The 15,451-nt window shown below is 58.6% G+C and carries 14 protein-coding genes and 1 pseudogene; 11 read left to right on the top strand and 4 right to left on the bottom strand.

All coding sequences use genetic code 11. The annotated features are described in order from the left end of the window. The first annotated feature begins 118 nt into the window (after positions 1-118). From GOB90_RS17740 to GOB90_RS17710, 6 genes and pseudogenes are all read left to right on the top strand, one after another. The gene (locus GOB90_RS17740) at positions 119-592 is read left to right on the top strand and encodes a catalase family protein (protein ID WP_173572189.1); all 474 of its coding nucleotides are present in this window, start codon (positions 119-121) and stop codon (positions 590-592) included. Beyond that, complete coding sequence (locus GOB90_RS17735; RefSeq protein WP_146892689.1) at positions 589-1,140, top strand: cytochrome b; 552 nt, start codon at positions 589-591, stop codon at positions 1,138-1,140. The genes GOB90_RS17740 and GOB90_RS17735 overlap by 4 nt, the downstream gene beginning before the upstream one ends. Before the next feature lie 201 nt (positions 1,141-1,341). After that, the gene (locus tag GOB90_RS17730) at positions 1,342-2,352 is read left to right on the top strand and encodes an AAA family ATPase (protein ID WP_146892687.1); all 1,011 of its coding nucleotides are present in this window, start codon (positions 1,342-1,344) and stop codon (positions 2,350-2,352) included. Positions 2,353-2,399: 47 nt separating this feature from the next. Continuing rightward, on the top strand, positions 2,400-4,943 hold the full coding sequence (locus GOB90_RS17725; protein WP_146892684.1) for a S8 family peptidase: 2,544 nt from the start codon (positions 2,400-2,402) through the stop codon (positions 4,941-4,943). 288 nt (positions 4,944-5,231) lie between these two features. Next, positions 5,232-6,401, top strand: coding sequence for an oxalate decarboxylase family bicupin (locus GOB90_RS17720; RefSeq protein ID WP_146892682.1), 1,170 nt, complete (start codon positions 5,232-5,234; stop codon positions 6,399-6,401). Then, positions 6,401-7,051, top strand: a pseudogene (locus GOB90_RS17710) (YoaK family protein). The gene GOB90_RS17720 and the pseudogene GOB90_RS17710 overlap by 1 nt, the downstream one beginning before the upstream one ends. Positions 7,052-7,127: 76 nt before the next feature. Here GOB90_RS17710 and GOB90_RS19015 read toward each other — a convergent pair. Continuing rightward, on the bottom strand, positions 7,128-7,373 hold the full coding sequence (locus GOB90_RS19015; protein WP_146892675.1) for a hypothetical protein: 246 nt from the start codon (positions 7,371-7,373) through the stop codon (positions 7,128-7,130). 396 nt (positions 7,374-7,769) lie between these two features. Between GOB90_RS19015 and GOB90_RS17705 the strand changes: the two genes are divergently transcribed. The 4 genes from GOB90_RS17705 to GOB90_RS17690 are packed head-to-tail and all read left to right on the top strand — an operon-like array spanning position 7,770 to position 13,358. Further along, complete coding sequence (locus tag GOB90_RS17705) at positions 7,770-8,537, top strand: ImuA family protein (protein ID WP_146892672.1); 768 nt, start codon at positions 7,770-7,772, stop codon at positions 8,535-8,537. Further along, complete coding sequence (locus tag GOB90_RS17700) at positions 8,437-9,954, top strand: DUF6504 family protein (protein WP_146892670.1); 1,518 nt, start codon at positions 8,437-8,439, stop codon at positions 9,952-9,954. The genes GOB90_RS17705 and GOB90_RS17700 overlap by 101 nt, the downstream gene beginning before the upstream one ends. Further along, complete coding sequence (locus tag GOB90_RS17695) at positions 9,954-10,199, top strand: hypothetical protein (protein WP_146892668.1); 246 nt, start codon at positions 9,954-9,956, stop codon at positions 10,197-10,199. The genes GOB90_RS17700 and GOB90_RS17695 overlap by 1 nt, the downstream gene beginning before the upstream one ends. A 3-nt stretch (positions 10,200-10,202) precedes the next feature. Continuing rightward, positions 10,203-13,358, top strand: coding sequence for an error-prone DNA polymerase (locus GOB90_RS17690; protein ID WP_146892666.1), 3,156 nt, complete (start codon positions 10,203-10,205; stop codon positions 13,356-13,358). Positions 13,359-13,466: 108 nt separating this feature from the next. Here GOB90_RS17690 and GOB90_RS17685 read toward each other — a convergent pair whose 3' ends face one another. Then, positions 13,467-13,844, bottom strand: coding sequence for a type II toxin-antitoxin system PemK/MazF family toxin (locus tag GOB90_RS17685; protein WP_261766039.1), 378 nt, complete (start codon positions 13,842-13,844; stop codon positions 13,467-13,469). Beyond that, a complete protein-coding gene (locus GOB90_RS19010; RefSeq protein ID WP_186812897.1) occupies positions 13,831-14,070 on the bottom strand; it encodes a hypothetical protein in 240 nt (79 codons plus the stop codon). The genes GOB90_RS17685 and GOB90_RS19010 overlap by 14 nt, the downstream gene beginning before the upstream one ends. Before the next feature lie 235 nt (positions 14,071-14,305). Here GOB90_RS19010 and GOB90_RS17680 point away from each other — a divergent pair, with 235 nt between their 5' ends. After that, on the top strand, positions 14,306-14,908 hold the full coding sequence (locus GOB90_RS17680) for a recombinase family protein (protein ID WP_146892662.1): 603 nt from the start codon (positions 14,306-14,308) through the stop codon (positions 14,906-14,908). Between the two features lie 8 nt (positions 14,909-14,916). On the opposite strand, the gene GOB90_RS17675 is transcribed toward GOB90_RS17680, so the two are convergent. Further along, positions 14,917-15,451, bottom strand: a 535-nt coding sequence (locus tag GOB90_RS17675) for a nuclease-related domain-containing protein (RefSeq protein WP_173572188.1), incomplete at its 5' end; no start/stop codon positions are given.

The following is a 15,451-nucleotide window of genomic DNA, read 5'->3' as shown; positions in this document are numbered from 1 at the left end:
ACCCGCCGCCAGAAGCAGAATATCGTCAATATTCCAGATCGGGCTCCTGTGGGATGACTGAATTCTACAAAATGACCCGAAATTGCCTCAAGTGTGAGAAATCCGCGTCGACAGCTTCGTGTTCGTCGCGGAGAACGGCACGAAGACGGCCGTACGCTGGGCCATGGTGCCGGTGCAGGGGGTTGCACCGGCCGCCGGGTACGTTGAGGACCCAAATTACCTTTTCCGCCGGCTGACCGATGACATTCAATCCCGTGCCCTGCGATGGCGTCTGGTGGTGACGGTCGCCGGCAGTCGTGACGTCATCGACGACGCGAGCCAGGGCTGGGCGGAAGATGACAGGCAGATTGACGCCGGAACTCTGACAGTCACGACCGTCGGAAGCGAGGAAGGCGGTCCGTGCACCGGCATCACATTTGATCCGCTGATTCTGCCCCAAGGCATCGCGCCGTCCGGCGACCCTGTCCTGTCGGCACGTTCGGCCGTCTATATGCGGTCATTTGCCGCACGTTCAGGTGAAAAGCCGGCTGCTCCAGCTGTCTCTCCCATCTCGGGAGCCGCGTCGGGCGATGCGGAGGGAAAGCAATCATGAGCTGCGAGAAGTCATTTTCCCTGCCGTCGCGCGTCCTGCACTGGCTGATGGCGGTCATGATCCTTGCCATGCTGTTCATCGGCGTGTTCCTGGCGTCGACCGTGGGTCCGGACTACAATTGGCTACTGACGCTGCATCGTTCACTCGGCATTGCCGTTCTTGTGCTCGCCCTCGTGCGTCTGGCAAACCGGTTTTGTTTCCCTCCACCTCCATTGCCTGACGAATTGCCGCCAATTATCAAAACTGGTGCCAGAGCATCGCATATCCTGCTTTATGCGCTGATGATTGCCATGCCGCTTGTCGGCTGGGGCATGCTATCCGCGGGTGGTTACCCGGTTCCGTTGTGGGGGCAGTCCGTGCTCCTTCCTTCGATCCTGCCACACGATCCCGCTCTGTGGGCATGGCTTCGATCAGCGCATACCCTGCTCGCCTTCCTGCTGTTCGGGCTTGTACTACTTCACATTGGCGCGGCCTTATTTCATGGCCTGATCCGCCGTGACAGTGTGCTGCAGAGCATGACCTGGCAGGCCGGGCACGATCGAAAATGAGACGCTCAGTCCCCCGAAACGGCACGTCGCAGGCGTGAAGTAAAACGAAGGTGGGGCGGGGTATGCTCTTTTGGCCATCGCGATAGAGATCTGGGACATCCAATCTGGTAAGATTCCGCCAGGCAGACTAGAGTTAGCATAGGTGAGCGGCCGTCTGAGGGCGCCTGCCCTGTAACAACGCAAACGCAGTGAGGAGGGTGTATGTCAACGAAACAAATTCTTGCTCTCCTCAACTCGCACGTTGACGGAGACGAAGACCAATTCTTGTCGATCGCCTTGCAGGTAGCGGCGCAGGAAGCGCGTCTCGGCAGGCCTGATGAGGCGGAGAAATTCAAGCGTCTTGTTCAGAAAGCACGCGACCAACGTCGTGGTGAGAAGCTGTCAATGGGCCAGACGCCTATCCCTCTTGCTCGTCCAAGGGGAGAGTTGCAGGGGCTTGTCGAGAGCACCTATCCCAAGGGATCGTTGTCAGGAATGGTGCTTTCGGATGAAATCGCCCGGAGGCTTAAACGGATCGTTCGCCAGCAGCAGGAGCGAGTGACGCTTCGCGAGCACGGTCAGATACCAGCGACTCATATTCTGCTTGTTGGGCCGCCTGGTACGGGAAAGACAATGACCGCTTCTGCTCTTGCAGGCGAATTGCATCTGCCGCTTTTCACTGTTCGTTTGGAAGCACTGTTTAGCCGGTTCTTAGGAGAGACCGCCGGAAAAATGCGCCTTCTGTTTGATCAGATAGCGCAGACGCGAGGAGTTTATCTTCTGGATGAGTTCGATGCAATTGGTGCGAGCCGCGGCGACCCAAATGATATCGGTGAAATTCGCCGCGTACTGAATTCGGTTCTGGCATTCATGGAGGAGCCAAACTCCACTGATAGCCTTGTCCTCGCAGCGACCAATCACGTCAAGATTCTTGATGAAGCTTTAGCTAGACGTTTCGACGAAGTAATTGAATACACTCCGCCGGATATTGTTGCTGCTCATGAAGTCATTGATCGTCGACTTGGAAAGTATAAATTATCTAGGAAAGCATGGTCCACGCTTGGCTCTTCTGTCGAAGGCCTCAGCCAGGGCGAATTGGTTCGGGCAGCCGATGCAGTCGTAAAGGATGCAATTCTCGAGGGCCTTCCGAAGGTCTCTGCAGAGGCGTTACGTGATGCTCTGGAGAACCGGCAGGTATTGAAAGGTAAGTTCCGTCGCCAATTCAGCCGTTAGGCGGACTCAGCCGGCGGACGGGTTAGTAGTCGAGCGAGTAGGAGCTTATGGCGGGATCAGATAATTTTAACAAGAGAGATCGTCAGCACATTACGATCGATGCGTTTCAGGAAACCGCCGCTTACACCTATCCGGCCCGTAGTCAGGAACGTAAACCGTTACGGCGTGACTATGCGGCGCATGCAGCGAAGCTTCTTGCGCAACTTGCCGCAGCTCTCGGGGAAATCCCTCAGAGAGATTATGATGATCGACTGTCTATCCCCGGGATGAAATCAGGTACGGTTATTGAAATCACGACTCTTGAGCCAGCAGAAAACTCTCGCACCAAGGCGATAAAAATTCCGAAGTCTCTGGAACTCCCTTCGCAAGACGTAACAGTAATCCAGTCTCGACGAAATAATGACTGTACAGAAAGCGCTTTGCTCTTCGTAGCTGACGACTCACGCGCACTTTTACGGAGACAGATAACCGACTATGGCCGTGAACCTGATGGTCATCAGCGGCCTTATGTCGATCGTTTCGAAGTTTTGGAAGACATTCGTGCAGCTGAAGCAAAGGCGTTGTTTACGAGTGCAGTCGACTTGGATTCACCGGAGATTGTTTGGTGGGAGTTGTGGGTTCGCCAGCCGACTCTTGTCGCCGATCTCTTAGTTGATGCGGCCCGAAATGAGAATATTGACGTCCATTCTGATCGCCTGATCTTTCCCGATATTACCGTGCTCTTTTTTCATACAACCGCATCGAGAATTGCGACATTTTCATTGCGGGCGCCTGGGGCAATCAGTGAAATCAGGTGCGCAACGGGGACGATTGAGCCATTTCTGGATCACGGAGACAAAGGTCTTAGTCAGCACGACTGGGTTACAGAGTTTGTCGAGCGCGTTTCACCACCGGACGCCGATGCCCCCGTCGTATGTGCGCTCGACACCGGGATTGCCGCCGCCCATCCGTTGATCGTCCCAGGTCTACGTGGCGCCTGGGCTTACGACGCCGCTTGGGGAAGCGATGATCACCAACCAGATGGCGGTCATGGCACGCCTCTTGCCGGTCTTGTTTTGTATGGCGATCTCGAGTCATTGATGAACGACGCGCAACCAGTGATACTCACGCACGGTGTGGAATCCATGAAGCTGTTGCCTCCGCACGGTTTCCCTCCTACCACGCCGCCGAGCTATGGCGTCGTCACCCAAGGTGCTGTTAGTGCAGTCGAGATTGAGCGGCCCGAGATATTACGTAGTTTTTGCATCGCAACCTCCGCGACTGACTTTCCCTCCGGTCGCCCGTCGACCTGGAGTGGTGCGCTTGATCAGATTGCATCTGGGACCATGCCAGGTGAGATGGATGGACACACGCCGTCTTCCGAACTGCCCAAACGACTGATGGTCGTCGCGACCGGAAATGTCTCCGGTGGCATGGCGGCGAGTGTTTTGGCGTCTCAACCTCTGGAAGACCCGTCCCAAAGCTGGAATGTCCTTACTATCGGAGGCTTTACCCGGAAAGAGCAGCCACCGATACCACCGCCAGTATTGCACGCGGCAGTACCGGCCAATCATCGCAGCCCTTATAGTCGTGGTTCGCAATCACTTCCCGACGATCTTACGCCTATCAAGCCGGAGGTGCTGTTTGAAGCCGACAATATGATGTCGGACGCAACTGGCTTTTGCGGCTGGGATCCATCGGTTTCTCTTCTGTCGACCGGATCGGACGTGACAACAGAGCCTTTGGTTCCCTTCTGGGCGACGAGCGCCGCTACTGGCATGGCAGGGCATTTTATCGGCCAATTGCAAGCGGCCCGGCCCGATCTCTGGCCAGAGACGCACCGCGCCCTCACCGTAGACTCGGCACGCTGGCCAGAGCCAATTAAAAAAAAGTTCATCGGTCGTAGTGCACATTGGAAAACCGGACCTAAAGCGCTGAAACAACATCATCTTCGCGAATTCGGATACGGTGTGCCCGATATCGAACGCGCCATTTTATCAGCAAAAAACGACGTTACACTAATTGCCCAAGCGGAAATTCAACCTTTTGCGTTAGGAACCGACGGTCGGTCCGGAGTATTCAATGAGGTACACTTTTACGATCTGCCTTGGCCTAAAGCAGCACTGGAACAACTCGAAAACGAAATAGTAACAATGAAGGTCACATTGTCCTATTTCATCGAACCTAACCTGACGGGCAAAGCTGCCACTCGGCCCGATACGTATCGTTCATTTGGTCTTCGCTTTGATATGAAGAAGCGTAGTGAAACCAAAACACGATTTCGTAGCCGCATATCTTCCAGTCAGGTCAGAGATGGAACAGAGGTGGGTGGCGAAAAAAGCTGCTGGCTCCTGGGACCGAAAGCAATTCAGGCTGGTTCCCTGCATTGCGACCTTTGGCGCGGACGAGCCGTCGATCTGGCCGGTCATGACGCGATTGCCGTCTATCCGGTCGGCGGATGGTGGAAATCACATCCAGGCCAAAAGCGTGTCGCTGACAAGGCACGCTATGCGTTGGTCATCTCGATCTCTGCACCCGGACAGAATGTCGATCTCTATTCAGAAATTGCGGCGATCGTTGAAGTGAAAGAGATCGATATACCGGTCTGGTGATCTAAAGAATGGCGCGATTGGACTTATGATGTTCATATCTGAGTTTAAGGTCGTTTGAGCGGCCGATGCGCGATATGTGGATTATAACATGATGTCGCAAATGGCTCAGTTGCAGGCGCGAGGCGGCGTATTTGCGTGCGTCCAAATCGCGCTCCTCATATAGGATTGGGACTGAATTATATTCTTGTTGGCGCGCTTGGTTTGGGCAGCCTTTTTGACGAGGATCAATATGAGGTCCACCGTTCTGCGATAGTTTGTCACAATTCTCATCAGGCAGGAGGCAGACCAATGAGTGATCTTCCATGGGTTGATTCGAAACCTGAAGCGCCCGAACCCATTCGTGACGGGCGGGGCGCGAGTATTCTGGGGCCGCGGAATCTTGCTCGTGAGCGAGAGGTTCCAGATCTTCTGGCGTCACCGGATACGGATGCCGGCACCATTCCGAATCTGAAATTTTCTTACGCTGACGCGCGGAACCGTCTTGGCTCCGGAGGCTGGGCGCGGGAGATTACCATTCGCGAACTGCCCGCCGCCACGACGCTGGCGGGGGTGAACATGCGGCTCAAGCCGGGCGGGTACCGTGAGCTGCATTATCACAAGGAAGCTGAGTGGGGCTTCATGATTGCGGGCAAGGCGCGGGTGACGGCGCTGGATACCAGCGGGCATCCTTTTGTTGATGATGTCGAGGCCGGGGATATCTGGAACTTTCCGGCGGGAGTTCCTCATTCTATTCAAGGACTTGGCGACGAAGGCTGCGAATTTCTGCTTGTTTTTGATGATGCTAATTTCTCGGAGAACGAGACGTTTCTGATCAGCGACTGGTTCGCTCATACGCCGCGCCATGTTCTGGCGAAGAATTTCGGCGTGCCGGAATCGGCCTTCGCCAATCTGCCGACAGATGTTGAAAAGACCCGGTGGATCTTCAGCGGAACCGAACCGACGGTTGCGAAGGAAGATGCGATCAAATGTCCGCAGGGGCCGTCGCCGATCCGTTATACGCATCGCTTTCTGAAGCAGGAGCCTGCGAAAGCGGCAGGCGGGACCGTGCGGGTTGTGGATTCGCGCAATTTTCCGGCGGCCTCGACCATCGCAGCCGCGATCAATGTTGTCGAGCCGGGACGGATGCGTGAGCTGCACTGGCATCCGAACAACGACGAGTGGCAGTATTTCGTTCGTGGCCGCGCGCGTATGACAGTTTTCGCTTCCGGCGGCAAGGCGCGGACGTTCGATTACTGTGCGGGAGATGTGGGCTATGTGCCGCTCGGAATGGGACATTATCTGGAGAACATTGGCGATGAACCAATGGTTTTTCTGGAAGCGTTCAAGAGCGATCACTTTGCCGATTTCTCGGCCAATCAGTGGCTGGGTCTGTCGCCGCGTCAGATGGTGAAGGAACACCTGAACCTAGACGACGAGACGCTGTCGAAGCTGCGTCAGGACAAGCCGCTGATCGTGTGATGACTTCCCTCACCCGTTCGGCTTTGTGTGTTCTGTCGCTGGGATTGATTGCCGGGTATGTGGATGCCGCGGGGTATGTGGAACTCCGCGGCATTTTCACGGCTGCAATGACGGGAAATGCCACAACGTTCGGTATTTCGCTGGCCGACGGGAACTGATCCAGGGCAGCGTCTGTCGGGACGGTCCTCGGGCTGTTTTTTTGCGGTGCGCTGGGGGCAAGCCTGCTGCGGCGGGCGCTGCCCGCGTACCGTCATGAATGGCTCTGGATGGCGGGTTTGCTTGCTGCTGCCCAGATGATGCACTGGTCCCACCCCGCCGGGGACAGTTCGCGGGTGGAGACGCTGCTGCTGGCTGTGGCGATGGCGATGCAGGGCGAAGCGCTGTCGCGTTTTTCCGGCGTGTCGGTGCAGACGATTGTCGTAACAAATAATATTGTGAAATTTGCTGATAATATTGCTGGTTTTCTTTGGGGTATTGGCCGGGGGGAGTCAAAGTTTACCGTCGCGTCGGCTTTGCCGGGACTTGGCTGGGCGGGGTGTATCAGCGGTGCGTTTCTGTCGGTTTTCGCGCGGCATGCGACGTCGGGCTTTTTTCTGGCTCCTGTGCCACTGCTGGTGGGATTGTTTTTTCTTTGGCCGGAGGAGGGCTGAAAGTTAGCGGGCACCGTGAAGTCGTTCGCTCTACCGTTTGTTTCATGCCACATTGACTGGAATTTTTGTATGTAGATCATAGTAGTAGGGAAAGGTGTTGTTTGTGTCGGCAGCCGATGATCCGGTCTTCGCGCCGATCGGGCTGGTGGATGGTGCCATCGCGGGAAGAGTTCTGGTGCAGCATCGGTCTCTTCTTTCTTGTTGCCACATCATGCCCGACGAGGCCTCCCGTCTCCAGTGTCCCACGCAGTGTACGGCTGTCGATGATCGTGGTCGCAAACTTCACCTGCTTTTCGACTGTAACGCAGGGCCTGAATGGCAAGAGTGTAAGAAATCGCGCCGAAGGTGCTGAAGCCGCAACTAGAAGATGCTCAGCAGAATAAGAACGAGATTCACCCGGGCATAGACACGCATAATCGGACGAAATCCGTGGGCAATTCCTGACGTGAAACACTTTTATTTTCTGACCAGTTGCCTGCCAGCACTAATCGCTTCTTACTCACGCCACGCATCAGGTTGATCCGACGTCGGACGTTCATTCCTGTAGCTGCTGACATCATATTCAATTGAATGCCCACAATTAAACACCGTGCTCACGGATTACGCTTCCCTCCCCCGGCATGAGGACAGCCTCGCTCTTCACGCCGGGACGGTTCATTCTTGACTCACGGCGGCCTTTTGTTCTCTTTATGTTCTTGTTTTTGAGCGGGGACACACCATGGCCGGGAGAACAGCCGATACGCTCGCGCTCCTGCGCGACGAGATCCGCCGCATAGAACGGCATCACGTCACTGCCGGGATGGACGCCTATCTGCCGACAGGATTCACCGCTCTTGATGACCGGCTGGGCGGAGGCTTGAGCCGTGGTCGCGTCCACGAGTTCCTCGGAGCCGGCTGTGACCGTGTCCTCCTCGCCCGTCCCACGCGGTTTGTCGCCCACGTTCTGGCCCGGACACCGGGTCAGGTGGTGTGGCTTGCAGCACACCATCTCAACCTGCATGCAGCCGGACTGCAGGGCGCAGGCCTCGCGCCGGGACGCCTGATCTGTGTGCAGAGCGAGACCCGCGATCTTCTGCCGCTCTGCGAGGACGTCCTGCGCGAGCGCGGGGTGGCGGCGCTGGTCTGCGATCTCTGTGTTCCGCTCTCCCTCACCGCATCACGACGCCTGCAGCTTGCGGCCGAAAGCTCCGGCACCACGGGTTTCCTGCTCCGCCCTACCACGAACGGCGCAGTACCGCCTCCCAGCGCCTGCGAAACGCGCTGGCGGATCGGGGCTGCGCGGCCGGTGTCGCTGAACAGCATGATTGGTCCGGAACACTGGCGCATCGAGCTGCTTCGCAGCCGTGACGGACGCCCTTTCACCTGGACATACGGATTACCCGGTCATGCGACGGATCCTCTCGATCTGGCTTCCTCTGTGGCACACGGATCTGTGGCGTCGCCGCCACCCACAGGAGACCCGCGGAGCGGGACTTGTGCTGCATGAGCACGACGGGCGACGTCCCGTGGTGATGGCGGCCGATCTCATAGCCCGTCAGGCGGGTATCCGTCCCGGAATGGCGCTGGCTCATGCTCGAAGCCTGATCGCGGATCTCGCGACATTCGAGGGCAACCGGAAAGAAGATGAGGCGGCCCTCGAACGGTTGGCGGCATGGTGCCTGTGGTTGTGCCTCCTGACGTCAGCGGATCCACCGGACGGCGTATGGTGCGACACCAGCGGCTGCGCCCATCTGTATGGCGGCGAGGACGCCATGCTGGAGGTCGTGCGTGAACGGCTGGAAGCGCTGGGCTATCATATCCGCCTCGCCCTTGCGGACACGCCCGGCGCTGCGCACGCGCTGGCGCGCTTCGGACGTAAGCGGGACACACTCGTTCCATCGCGCGGCACGGCTGCCGCTCTCGATCCCCTGCCCGTTGCGGCCCTGCGCCTGCCGACCGAAACCTGCGAGGGGCTGATCCGCCTCGGGTTTACCAGGATTGGCGATCTGCGGCGCACGGCCCGCGCGCCTCTGACACGACGTTTCGGGGATCTTCTGATGCGCCGCCTGGATGAGGCGCTGGGCGTCCGCCCCGAACCTATCCGTCCGGTCATTCCGCTCGAGGCCATCCGCGCGCAGCGCCAGATGGTGGAACCGATCGGCACGGCCGAGGCTCTGGCGGTGGTGATCGCTGAACTGGTGGACGAGATCTCCGAGATCCTGCGCCAGCGCGGTCAGGGCGCACGGCAGCTCGATCTGGTCTGCGAGCGTGTCGATGGCACGCTCCAGCCGGTGCGCGTGGGCACCGCGTCGCCCGTCGATCAGCCGGCCCATCTGCGTCGCCTTCTACAGGAACGGATCGCCGTCATCGAGCCGGGTTTCGGGATCGAAGTGATGACGCTGACCGTCTCCCACCATGAAGCGCGGCAGACCACGGGCGACCAGACCGTGCTCGAGCGCGGACAGAATGGGGATGGCGATCTCGCCTGTCTGGTGGACCGCCTGTGCAACCGTGTCGGCGCGTCACGGGTGTTCTGCCTTACGCCACGGGCCAGCCAGATCCCCGAGCGCGCTCAGGCACAGTCCCCGGTTACACAGGATGCGGCCGATCCAACATCCACCTTTTCTTTCGTCCGCCCCATCCGTCTGCTCGATCCGCCAAAGCCCTTACGTGTCGAGGCCGAGGCCGAAAGTGGCGCACCGCAGCGCTTTGTCTGGGACGGCCGCACGCACCGGGTGCGCGGCGCAGACGGTCCTGAGCGCATCCAGGGGGAATGGTGGCTCTCGGACAGCGAGTTTCACGCCGCCCGCGATTACTGGATTGCCGAGACCGAACATGGCGAACGCTTCTGGCTGTATCGCCAGGGCGACGGCACGCACAGCTGGACAGGGGATGGCGCGTGGTTCCTCCACGGACTGTTCTGATGAATGGGGTAGACGAAACGAAGGAAGACCTGTCACCGGCGTCGTCGTCCGAGATCGCCGAGGCGCTGATTCATGGGCTTCGCTATGACGGCAGACGGCGCGTGCATGACGCCGACGAGCTGATGGCGCGCGTGGTGGCCGAACGTCTGGTCGAGCATCTCGAGCGCAGCGGCTTCGTGCTGTGCCGGAGACCGGCAGCCCCGCAGCCCGATGCGACGCCGCACCGGCATCCGCACGGGAGATGAGGCATGGTCTCATCCGCCTACGTGGAACTGCAGGCCTGCACGAACTTCTCGTTTCTGCGTGGCGCCAGCCATCCTGAAGACCTGTTCGCCCGTGCGGCGCGGCTTGATTATCCGGCGCTCGGTATCACCGACCATGGAACGGTCGCCGGCATCGTCCGCGCCCACGCAGCCGCACAGACCCAAGGAGTCCGGCTTCTGCCCGGCACACGTGTGGAACTGTGCGACGGCAGTGTTCTGCTGGCCTATCCGGTGGACCGGGCAGGCTGGGGCCAGCTGTGTCGCCTTCTGACCCTTGGCCATCGGCGCGGCGAGCGTGGACGCCTCGATCTGACCTGGAGTGATTTGACGGGCGAACGCGCCTCCCGCCTGCTGCTGCTGCTTTCTTCGGACGCCCCGTATGCGGTGCTGCAGGAACGACTGGATGCTCTCACGCGGATCCGCGACCATTGTGCCGGGATATGGCTCACCCTGAGCCGTCACTGGCGGGCAGGCGATGCGGAACGTCTAAATACGCTGGAGCGGATGGCCCATGCGGCCAAGGTCGCGACGGTCGTGACCGGCGATGTGCTCTATCATGCGGCCGACCGCAGTGTGCTTCAGGATCTGCTCACCGCCATCCGGCACAATGTGAGCATGGACGCACTCGGCGCGCTGCGTGAGCCGTGGCGGGATCGCTATCTGCGCGGCCCGACTGAAATGGCCTCGCTCTATCGGGGCCATGAAGCGGCGCTGGCCCGCTCGGGCGAGATTGCCTCTCTGTGCCGGTTTTCGCTCAGTGAACTGCGTTACCAGTATCCATCCGAGACCGATGTCGAGGGCGAGGACTCTCAGGACACGCTGGTTCGTCTGGTGCGCGAGGCCCTGCCCTCACGCTATCCGGCCGGCGCACCCGACGATGTGCGGCGTCAGCTCACGCATGAACTCAGGCTGGTCGGTCAGCTTGGCTATGCGCCGTATTTCCTGACGGTCAACACCATTGTCCGCCATGCGCGCGCCATCGGAATCCTCTGCCAGGGACGTGGCTCCGCCGCCAACAGCGCCATCTGCTTCGTGCTCGGGATCACCGCCATCGATCCGGTGCGCTCCGGTCTGCTCTTCGAGCGGTTCATCTCGGTGGAGCGTCGCGAACCGCCCGACATCGACGTGGACTTTGACAGCGACCGGCGTGAAGAGGTCATCCAGTGGATCTACCGGCGCTACGGCCGTCAGCGGGCGGCCCTGTGTGCGACCGTGATGCGCTATCAGCCGAAAGGCGCCGTGCGGGATGTGGGCAAGGCACTGGGTCTGCCCGACGATGTGCTGGGCCTGCTGTCGAAGCATCTTGCATCCGCTCTGGATGATAAAGTGAAGCTCGAGACCCGCGCGCGGGAGATCGGTCTTGATCTGCGTGACCGGCGACTGTCGCTGACGCTGTATCTCGCCCGCCAGATCCTGGGCTTTCCGCGTCAGCTGGGAACACATCCTGGCGGCTTCGTCCTCACCCATGACCGGCTGGACGAGCTGGTGCCGATCCAGCCTGCGGCCATGGAAGATCGTCAGATCATCGTCTGGGACAAGGATGACATCGACGAACTGCGCTTCATGAAGGTCGATGTTCTCGGCCTTGGCATGCTGGGCTGTCTGCAGCGCGCTTTTGATCTTCTGGTGCGGCACGGACGTCGCGCTTATGACATGGCGACGATCCCGCCCGAGGACGCGCAGACCTACGCGATGATCGCCCGTGCCGACACGCTCGGCACGTTCCAGATCGAAAGCCGCGCCCAGATGGCGATGCTGCCACGCACCCGGCCGCGCAGCTTCTACGATCTGGTGATTCAGGTGGCGATCGTGCGTCCTGGCCCCATACAGGGCGACATGGTGCATCCCTATCTGCGCCGCCGTGAGGGTCTGGAACGGCCAGACTGTCCTTCTCCCGCCCTGCGTCAGATCCTCGGCCGCACGCTGGGTGTCGCGCTGTTTCAGGAACAGGCGATGCAGGTCGCCATACACTGCGCGGGGTTTACGCCAGGAGAAGCCGATCAGCTGCGGCGCGGCATGAAGATGCGCGATCATACCGCTTCCATCACCGATTTTCGTGAGAAGATGGTGCGCGGCATGGTCGCCAATGGTTACACGCAGGAGTTCGCCGAACGCACCTTCCGGCACCTGGAAGGATTTGGTTCCTACGGATTTCCCGAGAGTCATGCAGCGAGTTTCGCGCTGATCGCCTACGCCTCGTCGTGGATGAAGTGCCATCATCCGGATGTCTTCTGCGCCGCTCTTCTGAACAGCCAGCCCATGGGCTTTTACGCGCCCGCCCAGATCGTGCGGGATGCGCGGGAGCATGGTGTTGAAGTCCGACCGGTGTGTGTGAATCACTCGCGCTGGGACTGCACGCTTGAAGGACGTCCGGGTAGCGCCCGTCTCGCGTTACGTCTCGGTCTGCGCCTGGTCAAAGGACTGGCCAACACTGATGCTGCACGTCTGATCGCCAATCGTATGCCTCTCTACGACACTGTTGAAGATGTCTGGCGCCGTGCGGATGTTTCAGGCGCGGCTCTGGAACGTCTGGCCGAGGCCGATGCGTTTGCTGGTTTGAACTGCGATCGTCGCACGGCGCTCTGGCAGCTCAAGGGGCTGGCGGATGAGCCGCTTCCTCTGTTCGCGGCAGCGGACCTGGGACGTAACCGTCCCGATCCGGAAGTCATTGAACCGCCGGTCCTTCTGCGCCCGATGACCGAAGGCTCGGATGTTGTGGAAGACTATCTGGCAACCGGGCTCTCTCTCAGGGCGCACCCACTCGCGTTTTTGAGGGATGGGCTTACGAAAAGCGAGGTTATTCCCTGTGAGGATCTTGCGACATTACGGGACGGCACCCGTGTGGTGATTGCCGGACTGGTGCTGATGCGTCAGCGCCCCGGCACGGCAAAAGGCGTGATGTTCGTCACGATCGAGGATGAAACCGGGGTGGCCAACCTGATCCTGTGGAAAGACCGGATCGAAGCGCAACGGGCCATCGTCATGGGGGCGTCGCTGATGATCGTTCACGGCACCCTGCAGCGCGAAGGCGATGTCATGCACGTTGTCGTGCGAAACCTTGAAGACGGGACCGCGCTACTTGGACAGATTGGAGAGAATGACCGCCGACCGGTTGCGGTCAAGGCACGGAACTTCCATTAGCCACGACATTCGCAAACAACTTCATCTTTCAGATACCGGGTATCTATACGCTACCGGCTATCTATGGGATACCCGATATCTGAAAGCTTTCAGCTATCTCGCACAGGCTTATGTCAGGCCTATTGCCATGGCGATCTGCTGCCGAACTTCCGCCAACTCTTCGGAAGTGATCCTCGATGTCGTTGGCTCGATGCGGGCTTTGGAAGTCGTCGCCACAAGGTGCGAGACGACAACGCATCGCTTCGAACAGCCGTTCTCGTTGGTCGGCTCTATCACGACCGACAAATCCGGTATTGCCAGATCTTCGTCTTCCGTAATCGGCACTAGAATCACATTTGGATAACCCGGCGCGAACAGGTCGGTTTCCTCAACAACCACAGCCGGTCGGCGCTTGTTCGGCTCCTTTGGGAGCGCGTCGCCACGCCAGTCCGCAACGACAATCTGTCCTGGGGTCAGACCGGCGGGCTTCCTCTTAGCCTTCTGCACGTGGCGTTCCCCAATCCTCGTAAAATGCAGCCGCATCTGGGTTACTGGCGACGAGCCGACCGACTGCCGCACTAGCCTCCCTAATGCGCTTCCTCTTCAGATCACGCGCTCGCGCCTCGGCGATCTGCCTCAGAAGACGCCCCAACCCAACACCCATTATTTTGGCCTCGTCCTCAAGAATTTTCCTTGTAGGCGCATCCAGCCTAACAGAGATCGGCGCTATCATATCAACCTCCTTCGTTAGTCTCAACTTCGACTCCTCTAATGTAGTCGCACCGAAGAAGTGCCGCAACGCTTCCGTTCACCACAAAAGGTGGAAGTAGGGGGTGTCCGAAAGAGGATGGTTCAACGGACACGCGGAATAGAGAGCACCCTGAACGGTCCACCCTCGGCTCCTCAGTCTCATTTAACTGGTCCGATATTTTTTGCAGTGAAGGGAGGTCTTACGTTACACTCGCCCCATGGAACACGCTCTTATCGGGTATGCCCGATGTTCAACGGACCGACAGGATCTCACCGCCCAGAGAAACGCCCTGACGAAACTCGGGGTTAAGCCGGACCGGATCTATACCGACCATGGGTTCACCGGAACTCACAGAGCCCGCCCCGGCCTCGATCAGGCTCTCGCGGCGGTAAGAGAAGGGGACACGCTTGTTGTCCCGAAACTGGATCGCCTGGCGCGCTCAGTCCCGGATGCGCGCGCTATTGGCGAGGAACTCGCCCGAAGGGGTGTCAGGCTCCAGCTCGGCGCCACAGTACATGATCCAACCGATCCAATGGGAAAGCTCTTTTTTAATATATTAGCGACCTTCGCAGAATTTGAGGCCGACCTTATTAAGTTACGCACGCGTGAAGGAATGGCGGTCGCTCGCGCTAAAGGCAAATTACGCGGTAAAAAACCGAAACTTTCTCTACGACAGCAACGCGAATTGCGCCGCATGTACGATACGGGAGGTTATTCCATAAGCGACCTTGCTGAATTGTTCTCTGTCTCCCGCCCGACGGTCTATCGCACTCTCTCCCGGCAGCCCAGCGTCGTTCTTGACGAAACCGAAAACTGCTAGATGCAATCCTACTTTTTTACCACGAAAGCGAGATGCTCATCGCGCCGTCCCGCGTTTTGCGCGTTGTTTTCTACCAATCGCTTCCAAGCGGAATCAAGAGAACCTGAATTGAACATCGGTGCGGAGTAATTCGAGACGGATTGGATGATCGTATTGTCGATACAAACGACCCCTCTAAGAGCGTCTCCTATCAACACATCTCCGGTAAAGACTACAAAACCTCCAATAACTACCGTTTCATCAGCTACAACCTGCCGCACAGCAGACTCACGCCGCCTGTTTTGTTTAATTGGATTGTAAAACCTTTTCGTTGTTTTTCTTGAACCGGACGTAATTACTTGTGTCCAATGTTGGTCATGTGGCTTTCCGACAATGACCCCACGAAAGTTTTTTGTTTCAACAACCGCGATGCCCCAGGGCATACGAACAAGATGGAGGGATCGAAGAACCCCTGATTGATGTGCTTGGCCGGTAATTTCTGGGTTTTGGCGATTTGATTGACGGTTTTTGCGATGGCCTCCGGTCTGCGTTTTGAGCAGATTG

Origin of the sequence: Acetobacter oeni (assembly GCF_011516825.1) — a bacterium.
Lineage (GTDB): Bacteria > Pseudomonadota > Alphaproteobacteria > Acetobacterales > Acetobacteraceae > Acetobacter > Acetobacter oeni.
Note: the sequence above shows the minus strand (reverse complement) of the source record. Positions and strands in the feature narration are given on the sequence as shown.

Bases quoted from the DNA above. Each gene is read 5' to 3' on its own strand.
- GOB90_RS17690 (WP_146892666.1), top strand. From the start codon at position 10,203: ATGGTCTCATCCGCCTACGTGGAACTGCAGGCCTGCACGAACTTCTCG.
- GOB90_RS17680 (WP_146892662.1), top strand. From the start codon at position 14,306: ATGGAACACGCTCTTATCGGGTATGCCCGATGTTCAACGGACCGACAG.
- GOB90_RS17705 (WP_146892672.1), top strand. From the start codon at position 7,770: ATGGCCGGGAGAACAGCCGATACGCTCGCGCTCCTGCGCGACGAGATC.
- GOB90_RS17730 (WP_146892687.1), top strand. From the start codon at position 1,342: ATGTCAACGAAACAAATTCTTGCTCTCCTCAACTCGCACGTTGACGGA.
- GOB90_RS17725 (WP_146892684.1), top strand. From the start codon at position 2,400: ATGGCGGGATCAGATAATTTTAACAAGAGAGATCGTCAGCACATTACG.
- GOB90_RS17735 (WP_146892689.1), top strand. From the start codon at position 589: ATGAGCTGCGAGAAGTCATTTTCCCTGCCGTCGCGCGTCCTGCACTGG.
- GOB90_RS17700 (WP_146892670.1), top strand. From the start codon at position 8,437: ATGCGACGGATCCTCTCGATCTGGCTTCCTCTGTGGCACACGGATCTG.
- GOB90_RS19010 (WP_186812897.1), bottom strand. From the start codon at position 14,070: ATGATAGCGCCGATCTCTGTTAGGCTGGATGCGCCTACAAGGAAAATT.
- GOB90_RS17695 (WP_146892668.1), top strand. From the start codon at position 9,954: ATGAATGGGGTAGACGAAACGAAGGAAGACCTGTCACCGGCGTCGTCG.
- GOB90_RS17720 (WP_146892682.1), top strand. From the start codon at position 5,232: ATGAGTGATCTTCCATGGGTTGATTCGAAACCTGAAGCGCCCGAACCC.